This is a genomic window from Achromobacter sp. Marseille-Q4954 (genome assembly GCF_943737025.1).
Taxonomy (GTDB): domain Bacteria; phylum Pseudomonadota; class Gammaproteobacteria; order Burkholderiales; family Burkholderiaceae_B; genus Achromobacter; species Achromobacter bronchisepticus_A.
Map to the genome: position 1 here is coordinate 246,162 of NZ_CALSFQ010000001.1, position 16,052 is coordinate 262,213.

General features: G+C 65.0%; 15 protein-coding genes and 3 tRNA genes. 6 read left to right on the top strand and 12 right to left on the bottom strand.

Annotated elements, in window-relative coordinates; translation table 11 throughout:
* Nucleotides 1–30 precede the first annotated feature (30 nt).
* The 10 genes from NGK62_RS01080 to rnr form a co-directional block, all read right to left on the bottom strand.
* The gene (locus tag NGK62_RS01080) at nucleotides 31–702 is read right to left on the bottom strand and encodes a response regulator transcription factor (protein WP_006218435.1); all 672 of its coding nucleotides are present in this window, start codon (nucleotides 700–702) and stop codon (nucleotides 31–33) included.
* 65 nt (nucleotides 703–767) lie between these two features.
* Nucleotides 768–1,250: an ExbD/TolR family protein gene (locus tag NGK62_RS01085; RefSeq protein ID WP_059380456.1), complete on the bottom strand. Its 483-nt coding sequence runs from the start codon at nucleotides 1,248–1,250 to the stop codon at nucleotides 768–770.
* Entirely contained in the window at nucleotides 1,250–2,212 is a 963-nt protein-coding gene (locus NGK62_RS01090; protein WP_251877137.1) for a MotA/TolQ/ExbB proton channel family protein, read from the bottom strand. The genes NGK62_RS01085 and NGK62_RS01090 overlap by 1 nt, the downstream gene beginning before the upstream one ends.
* Before the next feature lies 1 nt (nucleotide 2,213).
* Entirely contained in the window at nucleotides 2,214–3,020 is an 807-nt protein-coding gene (locus tag NGK62_RS01095) for an energy transducer TonB (protein ID WP_251877140.1), read from the bottom strand.
* Nucleotides 3,021–3,268: 248 nt separating this feature from the next.
* A tRNA-Val gene (locus NGK62_RS01100) sits at nucleotides 3,269–3,344 on the bottom strand.
* A 155-nt stretch (nucleotides 3,345–3,499) separates the two neighbouring features.
* Nucleotides 3,500–3,772: an HU family DNA-binding protein gene (locus NGK62_RS01105; protein ID WP_003812968.1), complete on the bottom strand. Its 273-nt coding sequence runs from the start codon at nucleotides 3,770–3,772 to the stop codon at nucleotides 3,500–3,502.
* Between the two features lie 350 nt (nucleotides 3,773–4,122).
* Nucleotides 4,123–4,803, bottom strand: coding sequence for a Fe2+-dependent dioxygenase (locus NGK62_RS01110; protein WP_118932220.1), 681 nt, complete (start codon nucleotides 4,801–4,803; stop codon nucleotides 4,123–4,125).
* 58 nt (nucleotides 4,804–4,861) lie between these two features.
* A complete protein-coding gene (locus NGK62_RS01115; RefSeq protein WP_251877142.1) occupies nucleotides 4,862–6,106 on the bottom strand; it encodes a cystathionine gamma-synthase family protein in 1,245 nt (414 codons plus the stop codon).
* Between the two features lie 52 nt (nucleotides 6,107–6,158).
* Complete coding sequence (gene rlmB / locus NGK62_RS01120) at nucleotides 6,159–6,896, bottom strand: 23S rRNA (guanosine(2251)-2'-O)-methyltransferase RlmB (RefSeq protein WP_251877144.1); 738 nt, start codon at nucleotides 6,894–6,896, stop codon at nucleotides 6,159–6,161.
* 130 nt (nucleotides 6,897–7,026) lie between these two features.
* Nucleotides 7,027–9,501, bottom strand: a complete 2,475-nt coding sequence (rnr, locus tag NGK62_RS01125) for a ribonuclease R (protein WP_059378517.1) — start codon at nucleotides 9,499–9,501, stop codon at nucleotides 7,027–7,029.
* A 243-nt stretch (nucleotides 9,502–9,744) separates the two neighbouring features.
* Here rnr and NGK62_RS01130 point away from each other — a divergent pair.
* Nucleotides 9,745–9,829, top strand: a tRNA-Leu gene (locus NGK62_RS01130).
* 111 nt (nucleotides 9,830–9,940) lie between these two features.
* Here the strand turns inward: NGK62_RS01130 and NGK62_RS01135 are convergent.
* Nucleotides 9,941–10,552: a tRNA-uridine aminocarboxypropyltransferase gene (locus NGK62_RS01135; protein ID WP_251877146.1), complete on the bottom strand. Its 612-nt coding sequence runs from the start codon at nucleotides 10,550–10,552 to the stop codon at nucleotides 9,941–9,943.
* 161 nt (nucleotides 10,553–10,713) lie between these two features.
* On the opposite strand from NGK62_RS01135, the gene NGK62_RS01140 reads away from it, so the two are divergent.
* A tRNA-Leu gene (locus NGK62_RS01140) sits at nucleotides 10,714–10,798 on the top strand.
* A 154-nt stretch (nucleotides 10,799–10,952) separates the two neighbouring features.
* Here the strand turns inward: NGK62_RS01140 and NGK62_RS01145 are convergent.
* A complete protein-coding gene (locus NGK62_RS01145; RefSeq protein WP_373428999.1) occupies nucleotides 10,953–11,402 on the bottom strand; it encodes a GNAT family N-acetyltransferase in 450 nt (149 codons plus the stop codon).
* Nucleotides 11,403–11,515: 113 nt separating this feature from the next.
* Between NGK62_RS01145 and NGK62_RS01150 the strand changes: the two genes are divergently transcribed.
* From NGK62_RS01150 to NGK62_RS01165, 4 genes are all read left to right on the top strand, one after another.
* Nucleotides 11,516–12,409 (top strand): DMT family transporter, encoded by an 894-nt coding sequence (locus NGK62_RS01150; RefSeq protein WP_251879506.1) that lies wholly within the window; start codon nucleotides 11,516–11,518, stop codon nucleotides 12,407–12,409.
* A 27-nt stretch (nucleotides 12,410–12,436) separates the two neighbouring features.
* Entirely contained in the window at nucleotides 12,437–13,381 is a 945-nt protein-coding gene (locus NGK62_RS01155; protein ID WP_251877148.1) for an AEC family transporter, read from the top strand.
* Between the two features lie 12 nt (nucleotides 13,382–13,393).
* Nucleotides 13,394–14,674 (top strand): arsenic transporter, encoded by a 1,281-nt coding sequence (locus NGK62_RS01160; RefSeq protein WP_251877150.1) that lies wholly within the window; start codon nucleotides 13,394–13,396, stop codon nucleotides 14,672–14,674.
* A gap of 143 nt (nucleotides 14,675–14,817) precedes the next feature.
* On the top strand, nucleotides 14,818–16,044 hold the full coding sequence (locus tag NGK62_RS01165; RefSeq protein WP_059378521.1) for a YeeE/YedE family protein: 1,227 nt from the start codon (nucleotides 14,818–14,820) through the stop codon (nucleotides 16,042–16,044).
* Nucleotides 16,045–16,052 lie beyond the last annotated feature (8 nt).

The window sequence follows — 16,052 nt, forward strand, 5'->3', positions numbered from 1 at the left end:
GGCCGGCGCGACGCGGCCGCAGCCGGCCCGTCAGGCCGTTTCCACATCCAGCATGTAGCCAAAGCCGCGCACCGTTTGAATGCTGGCGCCCGTGCCTTCCAGGCGCTTGCGCAGGCGGTACACATAGACTTCGACGGCGTTTTCGCTGAAATCGGCATCCCAGGCCGACAGCGAGTTCACGATCTGGCGCTTGGTCACGACGCGGCCGACGCGGGCCATCAGCATTTCCAGCACGGAGAGCTCGCGCACCGACAGCGACAGGCGTTGGCCATTGGCGCGGACTTCGCGGCCGACGGTGTCGAACACCAGCGGGCCGACTTCAATCAAGGGCTGCGCCTGGCCGGCGCGGCGCCGGCCGAAGGCGCGCACGCGCGCCGCCAGCTCGGGCAGTTCAAAAGGCTTGGTGACGTAATCGTCCGCCCCGGCGTCCAGGCCGGCGACGCGGTCCTCGATGCCATCGCGGGCGGTGAGGATCAACACAGGGACCTGGTTGCCGTCCTGCCGCAATTGCCGCAGCACGTCCAGCCCGCTCATGCCAGGAAGGTTGAGGTCGAGCAGCATGAGGTCGTAAGGCTGCCCCGCCAAGGCGCCCAGAACCCGGTCGCCCTCGGTCAGCCAGTCGACCGCATAGCCTTGGTCGGCCAGAAATTCCTGGAGCGCGTGGCCCAGGGTGGTGTCGTCTTCGATTACCAGAACTCGCATGCGGCGATTCTAGCGCGATCCCGGCCGGAACGGGGCGCGAAATGCGCCCCGGGGCAGGGAAGCGTTCAAGGTGCGGACGGAGCCGGGGCGGCCCCGGCTGCCGCGGGCGCGGCGGAGCCGGCCACGCCGCCCGAAGGAGGCGTGGTGACGAACCCGATGCGCGTCATGCCCGAACGGCGCGCCGAAGCCATGACCTTGGCCAGGGTCTCGTAGCGGGTATTCTGGTCCGCACGGATGCGGATCTCGGGTTGCGGCTTGGTGCCGGCAATCGACTTGAAGCGGTTGGGCAGGTCATCGATATTGACCGGCTTCTCGTCCCAGAACAGCGCCCCGCTGGCATCGATGGCCAGGTCGACGGTCTTGGGTTCTTCCTCGATCTGCTCGGCCGCCACCTGGGGCATGTTGATCTTGATCGAATGCGCCAGCAGCGGCGCGGTGATGATGAAGATCACCAGCAGCACCAGCATCACGTCGATCAGGGGCACCATGTTGATCTCGGAAACCGTACTGCTTCCGGATCCTTTACCCTCGAAGCTGCCAAAGGCCATTATTCGCTCCCGCGTTGAGCCGCAGCGCCGTTACCGTTCTGGCGGCGCAGGGCGCGCACCTTGCCATCGGACAGAGCGACCTGCTGGCCGGTGGTCAGGAACGCGAACAAATCATGCGCAAAGGCATCCAGGCGCGACAGGAACACGCGGTTGTTGCGCACGAAGGTGTTGTAGGCCAGCACCGCGGGAATGGCGACCGCCAGGCCCAGGCCCGTCATGATCAGCGCTTCGCCCACCGGACCGGCGATGCGGTTGATGGTCACGCCGTCGGACAGGCCGATGCCGACCAGGGCATGGTACACGCCCCAGACCGTGCCGAACAGGCCCACGAACGGCGCCGTCGAACCCACCGAGGCCAACACGGTCAGACCGTTTTCCAGCTTGGCGGTTTCTTCGTCAATGACCTTGCGCATGGTGCGCGTGACGAAATCGGAGTTGCTGCCCGACTCTTCAAGCTTGGTCGCGCCGAACTTGTTGTGATGCGCCTGCGCATGCATGGCGTGGCTGGCCAGGTGCGAGAACGGGTCGCGCGCGCCGTGCGTGACGATTTCGTTTTCGACCTGTTCGAGCGAGCTGGCGTTCCAGAACTTGTTCAGGAAGTCCGCCGAGCGCTTGCGCATGCTGACGTTGCTGGCGACCTTGACCAGGATCAGATACCAGGTCACCAGCGACATCAGGATCAGGATGATGAAGAGGCTCTTGCCGACGAAGTCGCTCTGCGCGACAAAGTGCAGGAAGCCCATGTCGGGAACCGCGGCGGGCGCCGGCGCGGCAGGCAGCGCGGCAGCAGCGCCTTGCAGCGCATCGGCCGATTGCTGAGCCACGGCGCCGACGGTCGAAGCGGCTTGTTGAGCTGCGGGCGCGGCCGCAGCCGCGGCAGGCGCAGCGGCGGCGGCAGCCGGTGCTGCCGGGCTGGTGGTCGCCTGCGCCACCAGGGTGGCGCTATGCAGTGCGTTGGACATCTCAGTTCCTCATTACGAAATCGAACGGAATTTTGGCTTTGGCGGGATAGGCCACGCCGTTACGGGTATACGGTTTGAATCGGCCCTTGCGGGCGGCTGCCAGCGCCGATTCGTCCAGGCGCGGAAAGCCCGAGGACGCATCGATGGTTGCCCGCTCTACCAGCCCCTGGGTGTTGATCTCGACCAGCACCACCACCCGGCCCTCTTCCCGCATGCGGCGCGACGCCATCGGATAGTTGGGCATCGGGCGCGCGCCTTGGAATTCAATGCTGGACACCAGCACCGGCTGATCCGGCGGCGGCCCCTGCTGCGGCCCTTGCGGCGCCTGCGTGCCTTCGGGCGCGCCGCTGGGCGGCGTCTTCGGCGCTTCCGGCTTGGGCTCGACCTTGACGTCCTGCTTGGGCTCGGGCTTGGGTTTAGGCTTGGGAGGCGGCTTGGGCTTGGGTTTGGGCGCCGGCATCGGCGGCTTTTCGACCACTGGCTCCGGTTCGGGTTCAGGCTCCGGCTCGGGCTTGAGCTCGGGTTCAGGCTCGGGTTCGACTTCGGGCTGCGGCGGCTCGGGTGGGGTTTCCGTCACCGGCTGCGACTCCTCGGGAGTGGGTTCGGCCTTGGCGATCTGGGGTATGGGCGCATCCACCACGCTCACCATGATGGCTTCGGGTTCCTCGAGTTCAGGACGATTCTCGGGTGCCATGAAGATGGCGCCGATCACTGCCGCATGCAGCGCCAGGACCGTCAGGCCAGCGCCTGCGCGTATACCGAATGAAGAGCGCGAAGAAGAATTCCAACCGCGTTGAAAACTAGGCATGAATCAGCCAGGGTGCATTGACTTATCCGGCCAGCCAGGAAAGACGCACACGCGATGGCGACGCCGGCTGACCGGTACAAGCCCACAATAATATCTTAAATGCGAATGATTCGCACGTCCTATTTCATCTGACCCCGTCTTACATTTCCGGGCGGGATCAACAGGCATGAGCGTTACGGCGCGCGCAAAACAAAAAACCCGCCACCATGACGTGTGCGGGTTTTGTGCGGAGCGCATATCGGAGCTTTTGGTGGGTGCTACAGGGGTCGAACCTGTGACCTACGCCTTGTAAGGGCGCCGCTCTACCAACTGAGCTAAGCACCCATTTTGATGCAGCCTCAAGACGAAATTCGCGAAAAATCCGTACAAGCAACTGCCAACCGGGGCACTCAAAAGCAATACGCGGGCCGGAGTATACCGGACCGCGCAATTGTGGGCAAATCGCCAGGGCTGAATGCCTGCGACCCGCCCGCCGTCCATTAGTTGACGGCGTCCTTCAGGGCCTTGCCCGGACGGAACTTCGGCACCTTGGCCTTCTTGATCTTGATGGTTTCGCCAGTGCGCGGATTACGGCCGGTGCGAGCGGCGCGAGCCGACACAGCGAACGTGCCAAAGCCAACCAACGTAACCGTACCGCCCTTCTTCAGGGTGGTCTTGACGGCACCGATCAGGGCGTCGAGCGAACGACCAGCGGCGGCCTTGGAGATGTCGGCCTTGCTGGCGATGTGATCGATGAGTTCGGTTTTGTTCATTCAGGTGTACCCCTCACAAGGTATTGAGTCTGCCGGAGTGCAGTTCATGGCCGTCATGATGGACGCCGCTGAAGACGCAAAACCGACAAACGACGAACAGACAGTGGATAAACTTTTTTCTTGCGCTGCGAAGCACAACTTTTAAACTGCTGCGCCGCCTGGATTCAATGGCAAATTGCCTTCAAATCACCAGCGACGCAGACGTGTATTAGGCCTTGGCGTGGCGCGGCTGTCAAGCGAAAACCTCACCACAACCCGCGTCAATACTAGCTTTTAGACCGTTTCGCAATAAACAGAAACACGCATTTCGGTGTTTGCGCGACACCCTCGAAAACGATCGTTAACTTGCGTCAGACATCGGCCCATCGACGCAGCAAATTGTGATAAATGCCGGTGAGTTGCACGATCGAAGGATGCCCCGCGGCATCCTGATTCAAGCGCTGTATGGCCACGTCCATGTCCAGCAGCAGCGCCCGCTGGCTGTCTTCGCGCACCAGGCTTTGCATCCAGAAAAACGACGACACGCGCGCGCCGCGCGTCACCGGATTGACCTTGTGCAGGCTGGTGCCCGGGTACAGCACCATGTGCCCTGCCGGCAGCTTCACCGCGCGCGGGCCATAGGTGTCATCGATGACCAGCTCGCCGCCGTCGTAGGAGTCGGGGTCGGAGAAGAACAGCGTTGCCGACAGGTCGGTGCGCACGCGCTCAGCCGTGCCGGCGATGCCGCGCACCGCGTTGTCCACGTGATAGCCGAACGCTTCCCCGCCCTCGTAGCGATTGAACAAGGGCGGAAAGATCTTGCGCGGCAGCGCGGCCGACATGAACAGGTTGTTGGCCGCCAGGCGCTGCAGGATCAGATTGCCCAGCTCCTGGGCCAGAGGATGCTGCTCCGGCAGTTGGCGGTTGCGCTTGACCTCGGCCGACTGATAGCCGGCCGTGACTTTGCCGTCGACCCAATCGGCGGCATCCAGGCGGCGCCGGATCTCGGCCGCCTCTTCTGGCGTGAAAACTTCTGCGATCTGTATGAGCATGGGCGCTATCCCGATTGCGTTGCAAGCGCGCCCGGCCACCGGCCGCGCGCGTGCCGCATTATCCCTGCAGGCAACCGTTGAGCGCCTGATCGAAATCAAACAGCAGATCGGCCTCGTCTTCGATGCCCACGGACACGCGGATGAGACTGTCCGCGATGCCCATTTGCTTACGGCGCTCGGCGCCCATTTCGTAATAGATGGTGTGGGCGGCAGGCAGCGCCAGGCTGCGCGTATCGCCCAGGTGGGTCGCCATCAGCACGATGCGCAGGCGGTTCAGGAAATCGAAGCAGTCCACCCCGTCCGCCAGCTCGACGCCCAGCAGGCCGCCGAAGCGCGAGCCGAACAGCGCCGCCGCGCGCGCATGCTGCGGGTGGCTGGCAAGCCCGGGGTAATGCACCTTGGCCACGCCCGGATGATCCTCCAGGAAGCGCGCCAGCGCCAGCGCGTTGGCGCAGTGCTTGGCCATGCGCAGGGCCAGGGTCTCGGCACCCACCGCGATGCGGTGCGCGGGTTCGGCCGCCAAGGTGCCTCCCATGTCGCGCAGACCCTTCTTCTTGACCTGCGTAAGCCCCCAACTGGTGGACGGCCCCTTGCGATAGGCCTCGTAGATGTTCGAGTAGTTCGACCAGTCATACAGCCCCGTGTCCGTGACGGCGCCACCCAATGCATTGCCATGACCGCCAATGTATTTGGACAGCGAGTTCATCACCAGGGACGCCCCGACCGAGACCGGCCGGAACATCCAGGGCGAGGTCAAGGTGTTGTCGACGACATAGACCAGACCCTTCTCGCGGCAGATTTCTCCGATCACGGCCAGGTCAGCAACTTGCGTGCCCGGGTTGGCGATGGTTTCGGTGAAAACCATGCGGGTGTTGGGCTGGATCGCCGCGCGCACCTGCGCCGAATCGGTTGCGTCCACGAAGGTGATCTCCACGCCCAGCTCCAGCAGCGTGCCCAGCAGGCTGTTGGTGTTGCCGAACACGAACTGGCTGGACACCAGGTGATCGCCGCGGCGCAGCAGCGTGGTGAAGATGGCAGCCAGCGCGGCCATGCCGGTCGCGAAGCTGACCGTGCCCTTGCCGCTTTCCATCTGGTTGATCTTGGCCTCCAGCGCGGTGGTGGTGGGCGTGCCTTGGCGGGCGTAGGTGAAGCCGGCCTTGCCCTGGAAGACCGCGGCCAGCTCGCGCGCGTCTTCGTAGGCGAACTCCGAGGACGGATGCATGGGCTTGTGCACCGCTCCGTGCTCGACGGATTGCTTGCGGTCGGAATGGAGGATCGTGGTGGTAAAGCCGTTCTGGTGCATGATGGGCTGACGCGAAGAGGGTGTGGTCTACAAGATAGGCAAGACGGATAAATCAGGAACGGCGCTGGCGCACGGTTTCATAGAGGCAGACGGCGCTGGCCACGCTGACGTTCAGGCTTTCCACCGAACCCAGCATGGGAATGTTCACCAGTTGATCGCAGGTTTCCCGCGTCAGACGGCGCATGCCCTCGCCTTCCGCCCCCATGACCCAGGCCATGGGCTGGCGCGCATCGATCTGGTGCATGCTGTCGGTGGCCTGGTCGTCCGTGCCCACCAGCCACACGCCGCGGCCCTTCAGGCTGCGCATGGTGCGCGCCAGGTTGGTCACCATCAGATAGGGCACCGTATCGGCCGCGCCGCACGCCACGCGCTGCACGGTCGCGTTCAGGCCGACGGCCCGGTCGCGCGGCGCGATGACGGCGTGCACGCCGGCGGCATCAGCGGTGCGCAGGCAGGCGCCCAGGTTGTGGGGATCGGTCACGCCATCCAGGATCAGCAGCAGCGGCGGACCTTCGATGACGTCGAGCACCTCATCCACGTCCACCGCCAGCTGGCGCTCTTCGGCCAGCGCCACCACGCCCTGATGGCGGGTGCCGCGGGATAGCCCGTCCAGGCGCTCCATGGGGACCGGATGCAGGCGGCAGCCCGCTTTTTCGGCTTGCTCGATGAACGTCTGCATCCGCTTGTCGCGGCGCGACGCCTCTACATAGATTTCCTTGATCGAGTCGGGCGCGTGGCGCAGCCGCGCAACAACCGCGTGAAACCCGGCCAGGACTTGGGTCGACGCCATAAATGCAATACCTTTAGATAAACGAATACCCGCCCCAGAGCGGGGCGGGCCACCGGACCAAGCCGGCCATAGATGCAATGTTACCCCTTATGGCGCGGCCGCCCTACGACGGCCGCGCCATAAGGAAGTGTCAGTGGCGCTTGTGCGCGGCCTTCTTGGCCGGCGCGGCGCGCTTGGATGCCTTGGGCGCCCGCGGCGGCTTGCTGGCCTTCTTGGCCTCGGCGCGCCGCTCCTTGGCGGTTTGGCCCTTCAGGGCGGCGGGCTTGGGCGACGCTGCCTTCTTGACGCGGCGGGAAGACTCGTCCGGACTGCGGGCCGAGGCCTTGCGCAAGGCGTCGAAGCTGGTGCCCTGCACCAGGCGGAACTCGATGCGGCGGGCTTCGAGGTCCACGCGCGACACCTGCACCTGCACCTTGTCGGTCAGGCGGTAACGCATGCCGGTACGCTCGCCGCGCAACTCGTGCAGGGCGTCGTTGAACTGGAAGTACTCGCCGCCCAGCTCGGAAACATGCACCAGCCCTTCGACGTGCAGGGTATCCAGCGTGACGAAGATGCCGAAGCTGGCGACGCCGGTAACGGTGCCGCTGAAGTCCTCGCCCACGCGTTCCTTGACGAACCAGCACTTGAGCCAGGCCTCGACGTCGCGCGACGCCTCGTCGGCGCGGCGCTCGCTGGCAGACAGCACCAGGCCCATCTTCTCCCAGATGGCATGTTCGTGCTCGCGCTGCGTGCGGCCGATCACCACGGGCTGGTCTTCCAGGCTGGGCACGTAGCGCTGACCAGCCAGCAACGCCTTGATGACACGATGCGTCAGCAGGTCGGGATAGCGGCGGATGGGCGAGGTGAAGTGGCTGTAGCCGGGATAGGACAGGCCGAAGTGGCCCATGTTGTCGGGGCTGTAGACCGCCTGCTGCATGGAGCGCAGGCACATCGTCTGCAATAGCTGGTAGTCGGGGCGTCCGCGCACCGAATCCAGGAAATCGCCGTAATCCTTGGCCGTGGGCGTCTCGCCGCCGCCCAGCGACAGGCCCATGGTGCGCAGGAACTCGCGCAGCGATTGCAGGCGCTCGGGCGTGGGGCCTTCGTGGATGCGGTACAGGCCGGGATGCTTGCTGCGGGCCATGAAGTCGGCCGCGCAGGTATTGGCGGCCAGCATGCACTCTTCAATCAGCTTGTGGGCATCGTTGCGCACCGACGGCACGATCTGTTCGATGCGGCCGAGCTCGTTGCAGACGATCTTGGTTTCGACTGTGTCGAAGTCGATGGCGCCGCGCTTCTTGCGCCCTTGCGCCAGCAGTTGAAAGAGTTCGTACAGGTGCTGGACCTGGGGCATGACGCTGCGCATGGCGTGCGCGGCCGGACCGCCGGGCTGCTGCAGGGCGGCCCAGATGTTCGTATAGGTGGTGCGCGCATGCGAGTGCATGACCGCGTTATAGAACTGGTAGGCGGTGACGGTGCCGGCCTTGGCGCCGCTGGCCGGAATGACCATGTCGCAAACCAGCACCAGGCGGTCGACGTCCGGGTTCAGCGAACACAAGCCGTTGGACAGGGACTCCGGCAGCATCGGGATGACCCGGCGCGGGAAGTACACGCTGGTGCCGCGTTCGATCGCGTCGTCGTCCAGGGCGTCACCCGGACGCACATAGTGGCTGACGTCGGCGATGGCCACCAGCAGGCGCCAGCCCGGACGCTTGCGCTGACCCGTACCCAGCTCCACGGGTTCACAGTACACCGCGTCGTCGAAGTCGCGCGCGTCCTCGCCGTCGATGGTGATGAGCGGCACGTCGCGCAGGTCGACGCGGTCCTTGAGATCGGTCTTCCTGACCACGTCCGGCAGGCGGGCGGCCTGCTTGAGCGCGGCCTCGGAGAAATCGACCGGCACGTCGAACTTGCGCACCGCGATCTCGATCTCCATGCCGGGATCGTCGATCTCACCCAGCACCTCGGCCACACGGCCCAGCGGCTGCGTATGGCGCGTGGGCTGCTCCATGATTTCAACCGCGACCACCTGCCCATGCTGGGCGCCGTTGGTGTCGCTGGGCGGAATCAGGATGTCATGCTTGATGCGCTGGTCCTCGGGCACGACGATGGACAGGCCATGCTCGTGCAGGAAGCGCCCCACCAGCTTGTTGGTACGGCGCTCAATGACTTCGACGATGGTGCCTTCCGGCTTGCCGCGGTATTCGCCAGTGGGCTTGACCAGTACGCGGTCGCCATGCAGCACCTTGAGCATTTCGCGCGGCGACAGGAACAGGTCCGGGCCGCCGTCATCACGCAGCAGGAAGCCGAAGCCGTCGCGATGCCCCAGCACCTTGCCGGCAACGAAGTCCAGTTTGGTGGCCAGCAGCAACACGCCCTTGCGGTTGGGCATCAATTGGCCGTCGCGCTCCATGGCGCCCAGGCGGCGCTCAAATCCCACCATCGTCGCGGCGCGCTCGACGCCCATGCGTTCGGCCAGTTCCACCGGAGACAGCGGCGAGCCTGCGGCGCGCAGCGCTTTCAGGATGGCTTCACGGGACGGGACATCAGGATCGAAGTCCGGCGGCGCTTCGGGCAAGGGTGTTGATCTGTTGTTATTCGATTCGTTATTCGATCGTTTTGCCAAAGCTAAAATTTCCGTATATAATGCGCAGCTTCTGTGGTTCGCCCAAGGCTGAACACTGAAGCAGAAAATGGTCAGAAGGGCCGGGAAGTTTAAAACCCAGCCGGGGTTTGAAAAGCAAGTTGCTTAAAAACCTTATTGTAGAACCAACTGCACTTTGGACGCATGTTTTAGTTAATGTGTTTTAACTGAAGCGATGCAACTAGAGCGGCAGCGTATCACATACTTCTGACAGTATCTCTCAGTGCCCAGGTGGCGGAATTGGTAGACGCGCATGGTTCAGGTCCATGTGCCGCAAGGTGTGGAGGTTCGAGTCCTCTCCTGGGCACCACGGAATTTCAATCAAGACCATGCAAGCCGGTCTTGATGGCAAAAGCTAAAAAGCCCCGGAAATCGCAAGATTTCCGGGGCTTTTGCTTTGCATCGCCCTACCCTCGTCGCTTCAACGCCACTGCACCTTGCGATTCAAATGATGCCGCGCATACAGGTCGGCGCCCATGCCGTCGATCTGACCGTCGATCAAGGCCTCGAAAGGCTTTAACAACGCATCGAAATTCATCGGCGCCTCAAGCGCATTCAAGGCATACGTCACAGCCTCTATCGTCGACAGCGCACCTGGCACGTCGGCGTGGCGAACCCGGTAGCGCGTGGAAAGTCCCGCAGGCAGCATCACGCGCGGCAAGGCGGCAAGCCCGGGATTGATATGCAGCAGCTTGCGCGCATGCCCCCAGGTGCCGTCGGGCACGATCAATCTGATCGGCGCGCCAAGCTCCTGCCCATAGCCCGGCGCCAGTACCTCAGCGCCTTCGCCCGGAAACAGCAGGCGCGGCAGATAGCCCGGCAACGCCCAATCGTCTTCCGAAAAATATTCGCCGACGACGCGGCGCGCGCCATCCAGGCCCAGCACAGCCAGCCTCGCGGTGTTCAAGGCGTGGCGCGCCTCGCTCGGATGCTGCAGCACCACCACTTGGGTGCGGCAGGAAAGCGAGGGAATCAGCGCGCACAGGCAGTGCGATAGAGGACGCAGGCAACGCGTGCAGAGGGTACGGGACATGGGGCGACACTATATCGAAAGTTCGAAAGCGGCCCGGCAGCAAAAAAATATGAAAAAAAAGCCACACGACTTGCACACTTCAAAAAAAGTGTGCATAATCTCATTCCTCTGCTGCTGAACAAGAAACAACGCGAAAGCGAAGCGACAAGTAAAGCATCAGCGCCCAGGTGGCGGAATTGGTAGACGCGCATGGTTCAGGTCCATGTGCCGCAAGGTGTGGAGGTTCGAGTCCTCTCCTGGGCACCAATTATTACATCACGAGGTACCTGCGTGATGCGCCAAAAAAACCCCGAACGCGTAAGCGTCCGGGGTTTTTCTTTGTCCGGCCCTTTTCTTTATCCAGCCTGTTTGATTGCCCGGCCCGGCTCACAGGCAGACGCTTTGAGCCGGGCGGCCCGCCTTACTTCAGTACGCGGGTCATGACCACGTGCGGAATACCGGCCTCGACGAATTCCTCGCCTTCCACATTGAAGCCATGGGCTTGGTAGAAGCCCGCCGCGTGCGTCTGCGCGTGCAGCACCAGCATGCGATGGCCGTCGCCATGCCCCTGTTCGATCAGCGCGTCCAGCAACTGACTGCCGACGCCCATGCCACGGGCCTTCTTGTGGACCGCCATGCGGCCGATATGGCCATCGGGCAGAAGCCGGCCCGTGCCCATCGGCGTGCCGTCCGGGCCGTATGCCACGGCGTGCACCGACACGGCGTCATCGTCGTCCAGCTCGACCTCGGGCGGCACTTTCTGTTCGACGACGAACACTTCGTGGCGCACCGAATACGCGTCGTCGCGCAAACGGTCCCAGGTTCCCAGGGCGATACGCACCGTTGCTTGTTTGTTGGTCGACATGTCCATCCCTCGCGTGCAGCAAATGAATAAAAGAATCCTAAACCCCATTTTGGCAGGGATGAACAATGGCCAAAAGGGGGTACGATCGCGGCTTGCCCACGTCGTCCATGTTCCCCCACATGCCGCCTGCCGCTCCCCCCGCCTGGTTGAAAGCCGCGCCCGCGCTCTTCCTGCTTCTCTGGTCCAGCGGTTTCGTCGTGCTCAAAGTGGGCCTGGCCTATGCCGACCCCATGACGTTCCTGGCGCTGCGCTACGCCTGCGTGGTGTTGATACTTGCGCCCTTCATGCTGTTCCTGCGCCCGCCGCTGCCGCGCGGCGCCAGTGCCTGGGGCCACCTGGCGATGGTCGGGCTGCTGTTGCAGGCAGGCTACTTCTGCTTTACCTACCTTTCGCTCAAACAGGGGATGTCGGCCGGCGCCCTGGCGCTGATCACGTCGCTGCAACCCATCCTGATCGGCCTGCTGGCGCCGGTGATTGCGCACGAGAAGGTCGATGCCCGCCGTTGGGCAGGCTTGGGGCTGGGGGTATCTGGCGCGGCGCTCGTGATCATCGCCAAGGCCTCGATCGACGTGCTCTCGCCGCTGGGCCTGGCGTTCGCCATCAGCGCCCTGCTCTGCATCACCGGCGGCACGCTGTATGAAAAGCGCTTTGGCGTGCAGACGCATCCCGTCACCTCGAACATGGTGCAGTACGCGGTCGGCCTGATCGCCACCGCGCCGCTGGCGTTCTGGCTGGAGCCGATGCACATCGAATGGACCGGGCCCCTGCTGGGTTCGCTGGCTTACCTGGTCGTGGGCAATTCGCTGGTGGCGATCACCTTGCTGCTGACCATGATCCGCTACGGCGAGGCCTCGCGCGTGTCGGCGCTGTTCTTCCTGGTGCCGCCTTGCACCGCCATCATTGCGCTGATCATCCTGGGCGAAGCCATTCCCGCGCTGGCCTGGCCGGGCATGGCGCTGGCGGCACTCGGCATCCTGCTGGTGACGCGCACGGCGCGCACCGCCGCCAAGTAGAATGAGCGCCCCACCAGATCCCTGCCCATGAACGCCGTCGTTACCTCCGCCCTGCCGGTCTTCGCGCTGATCCTGACCGGCTGGCTAGCCGCCCGTTGGCGCATCCTGGGCGCCGGCGCCACCGACGCGCTGAACCGCTATGTCGTCTATTTGTCGCTGCCCGCGCTGCTGTTCCGCGCCATGACGCAGGTGGACCTGACGCACATGGCGCACTGGGGTTTCGTGGGCGCCTTCGCGGGTGGCATCGCCGTCACGTTCCTGGCCTCGTTTCTCGGCGCGCGCCGCACGCAGCGCGCGCTGACCGACCGTGGCATCCAGGGCCTGGCCGCGTCCTATGCCAACGCGGGCTACATGGGCATTCCGCTGTGCCTGGCGCTGTTGGGCCCTGACAGCATGGCGCCCGCCACATTCACTACCCTGCTCACCGCCAGCGTGCTGTTCGGCTTCGCCATCGCCTTGATCGAGTTCGACCGCCAGCAGACGCCCAACCTGTCCTTGACCCTCCTCAAGGTCGGCCGCGCTCTGCTGCGCAATCCGCTGCTGGCGGCGCCGCTGCTGGGCCTGGCCTGGGCTTTCACCGGCCTCGCGCTGCCGGAGGGCGTGGACCGCTACGTAGCCTTGCTGGGCGCGTCCGCCAGTCCCTGCGCCCTGGTCACGATCGGCCTGTTCCTGGCGCAGACGGAGACGTCCAGCTCGGGACCCGGCGTCATGCGCCTGGTCGCCGGCAAGCTGCTGCTGCAGCCCGCCGTCACGGCAGTGCTGGCGTTCTACGTCTTCGCCATGCCGCCAGTGTGGGCCTGGACCGCCGTGCTGATGAGCGCGCTGCCCATCGGCACCGGCCCTTTCATGCTGGCCCAGATGTACGGCCGCGACGCCCGCGTGACCTCGCGCGCCATCCTGGTTTCCACCGTCGCATCGGTGCTGACCGTCAGCCTGCTGGTCGCCTGGATCAGCGCACACCCGATCTCCTGATTGCTCTTCATCATGTTGCTCGCCGTCGCCATCTTCGTACTCACCATCACGCTGGTCATCTGGCAGCCCAGGGGCCTGTCGATCGGCTGGAGCGCCGTGCTGGGCGCGGCGCTTGCCCTGGCCACGGGCGTGGTCCATCTGGCCGACATCGCGGATGTCTGGCGCATTGTCTGGAACGCGACCGCCACCTTCATCGCCATCATCGTCACCAGCCTGATCCTGGACGAGGCCGGCTTTTTCGAATGGTCCGCGCTGCACGTGGCGCGCTGGGGCGGCGGCCGCGGCCGGCTGCTGTTCGTATTGATCGTGCTGCTGGGCGCCGCCGTGTCCGCCCTGTTCGCCAACGACGGCGCGGCGCTGATCCTTACGCCCATCGTCATGGAAATGCTGGTGGCGCTGGGCTACGGTCCCGGCGCATCGCTGGCCTTCGTGATGGCCGCGGGCTTCATCGCGGACACGGGCAGCATCGCGCTGATCGTATCCAACCTGGTCAACATCGTGTCGGCCGACTTCTTCAATATCGGCTTCGGCGAGTACGCGTCGGTAATGCTGCCGGTGAACCTGATGGCCGTGGCGTCCACGCTGGGGGTGCTGCTGCTGTTTTTCCACCGCAGCATTCCGCCGCGCTACGACGTGAGCCAGTTGCCCGCGCCCGCGTCCGCCATCCGCGACCTGACCACCTTCCGCGCCGGCTGGGTCGTGCTGACCCTGCTGCTGGCGGGCTTTTTCATCCTGGAACCCATGGGCATCCCGGTCAGCGCCATCGCCGCCGTCGGCGCGCTGGGCCTGCTGCTGATCGCGGGACGGCAGCACATCGTCGGCACGCGCCGCATCATGCGCGAGGCGCCCTGGCACATCGTGGTGTTCTCGCTGGGCATGTACCTGGTGGTGTATGGCCTGCGCAACGCCGGCCTGACTGCGCACCTGGCGCAAGTGCTGGACCGCTGCGCGGAATACGGCGTCTGGGGCGCGGCGATGGGCACGGGCCTCATCACCGCCTTCCTGTCGTCCATCATGAACAACCTGCCTACCGTGCTGGTGGGCGCGCTGTCGATCGCGGACACCAGCGCCACGGGAGCCGTGAAGGACGCAATGATCTACGCCAACATCATCGGCAGCGATCTGGGTCCCAAGATCACGCCTATCGGCAGCCTGGCCACGCTGCTGTGGCTGCACGTGCTGGCGCGCAAGGGCCTGCGCATCACCTGGGGCTACTACTTCAAGGTCGGCATCGTGCTGACCTTGCCGGTGCTGCTGCTGACGCTGGCCGCGCTGGCTTGGCGCCTGCAGTAAACTTCTATATAGCTTTTGGTTATATAAAAGGCATTAATTGGTGTTTTGATCCAGCCGTCCACCGCTTTAGACTTCCAACCATCACACGGGTGCCTGCGCGCGCCCGTTTTGCTTTCTTACGTATCAAGTTCCGGGACTCGCCCATGAGCACCAACGCCTCGACTCTCCCCCTGCCTTCCTCGGCCCTGCCGCCCATCCAGATCAACCGCAAGCCGCTCTGGATCGCCCTGCTGCTGGTGCTGGCGGGCGCCCTGTACCTGCATGAGACCGTCAGCTGGCGCCAGGGCGCGCTGTGGATCGTCGGCGCCCTGCTGGGCGTGACCCTGTACCACGCCTCCTTCGGCTTCACGCAGGCCTGGCGCGTGTTCGTGTCCGACCGCCGCGGCGCGGGGCTGCGCGCGCAGATGCTGATGCTGGCCGCGGGCGTGCTGCTGTTCTTCCCCTTCCTGGCGGCCGGCACGCTGTTTGGCCAACCCGTCAGCGGCTTCGTGTCGCCCCCGGGAGTCTCTGTCCTGCTGGGCGCCTTCCTGTTCGGCATCGGCATGCAGCTGGGCGGCGGCTGCGCCTCGGGTACGCTGTTCGCGGTCGGCGGCGGCAACACCCGCATGGTGGTCACGCTGCTGTTCTTCATCATCGGCTCGGTCATTGCGACCGCCAACTTCGGCTGGTGGTCGAGCCTGCCGGCGCTGGCGCCGACCTCGCTGATCAAGACCTGGGGCCTGGCGCCCGCGCTGGCCATCAACCTGGCCGTGTTCGCGCTGATCGCGTGGGCGGCCACGGCGCTGGAGAAGCGCCGCCACGGCCATGTGATCTCGTTCGCCTCGCGCACCGCGCGCCCTGCCTCCCTGCTGCAAGGCCCCTGGCCGCTGATCTGGGGCGGCGTGGCGCTGGTCGTGCTGAACTTCGCCACGCTGGCGCTGGCTGGCCGCCCCTGGGGCATCACGTCCGCCTTCGCGCTGTGGGGCGCCAAGACCCTCGACGCCTTGGGCGGCGACGTGGCCACCTGGGCCTACTGGGCCAAGCAGCCCTCGCTGGCCGCGCCGCTGCGCCAGGACGTCACCACCGTCATGGACATCGGCCTGATGCTGGGCGCGCTGGCCGCGGCCAGCGCCGCCGGCAAGTTCGCGCCCATCTGGAAGGTGCCGGCCCGCTCGCTGGCCGGCGCCGTCATCGGCGGCCTGCTGCTGGGCTATGGTTCGCGCCTGGCCTTCGGCTGCAATATCGGCGCCTACTTCAGCGGCATCCTGTCGGGCAGCCTGCATGCCTGGCTGTGGCTGCCGGCCGCCTTCGCCGGCAGCGCCCTGGGCGTGCGCCTGCGCCCCGCCTTCGGCCTCGCCGTCGAAAAGACCCCGGCGGCGTCCAGCTGCTGAGAAACAGT

Bases quoted from the DNA above. Each gene is read 5' to 3' on its own strand.
- NGK62_RS01080 (WP_006218435.1), bottom strand. From the start codon at position 702: ATGCGAGTTCTGGTAATCGAAGACGACACCACCCTGGGCCACGCGCTC.
- NGK62_RS01085 (WP_059380456.1), bottom strand. From the start codon at position 1,250: ATGGCCTTTGGCAGCTTCGAGGGTAAAGGATCCGGAAGCAGTACGGTT.
- NGK62_RS01090 (WP_251877137.1), bottom strand. From the start codon at position 2,212: ATGTCCAACGCACTGCATAGCGCCACCCTGGTGGCGCAGGCGACCACC.
- NGK62_RS01095 (WP_251877140.1), bottom strand. From the start codon at position 3,020: ATGCCTAGTTTTCAACGCGGTTGGAATTCTTCTTCGCGCTCTTCATTC.
- NGK62_RS01105 (WP_003812968.1), bottom strand. From the start codon at position 3,772: ATGAACAAAACCGAACTCATCGATCACATCGCCAGCAAGGCCGACATC.
- NGK62_RS01110 (WP_118932220.1), bottom strand. From the start codon at position 4,803: ATGCTCATACAGATCGCAGAAGTTTTCACGCCAGAAGAGGCGGCCGAG.
- NGK62_RS01115 (WP_251877142.1), bottom strand. From the start codon at position 6,106: ATGCACCAGAACGGCTTTACCACCACGATCCTCCATTCCGACCGCAAG.
- rlmB (WP_251877144.1), bottom strand. From the start codon at position 6,896: ATGGCGTCGACCCAAGTCCTGGCCGGGTTTCACGCGGTTGTTGCGCGG.
- NGK62_RS01135 (WP_251877146.1), bottom strand. From the start codon at position 10,552: ATGTCCCGTACCCTCTGCACGCGTTGCCTGCGTCCTCTATCGCACTGC.
- NGK62_RS01145 (WP_373428999.1), bottom strand. From the start codon at position 11,402: ATGGACATGTCGACCAACAAACAAGCAACGGTGCGTATCGCCCTGGGA.
- NGK62_RS01150 (WP_251879506.1), top strand. From the start codon at position 11,516: ATGCCGCCTGCCGCTCCCCCCGCCTGGTTGAAAGCCGCGCCCGCGCTC.
- NGK62_RS01155 (WP_251877148.1), top strand. From the start codon at position 12,437: ATGAACGCCGTCGTTACCTCCGCCCTGCCGGTCTTCGCGCTGATCCTG.
- NGK62_RS01160 (WP_251877150.1), top strand. From the start codon at position 13,394: ATGTTGCTCGCCGTCGCCATCTTCGTACTCACCATCACGCTGGTCATC.
- NGK62_RS01165 (WP_059378521.1), top strand. From the start codon at position 14,818: ATGAGCACCAACGCCTCGACTCTCCCCCTGCCTTCCTCGGCCCTGCCG.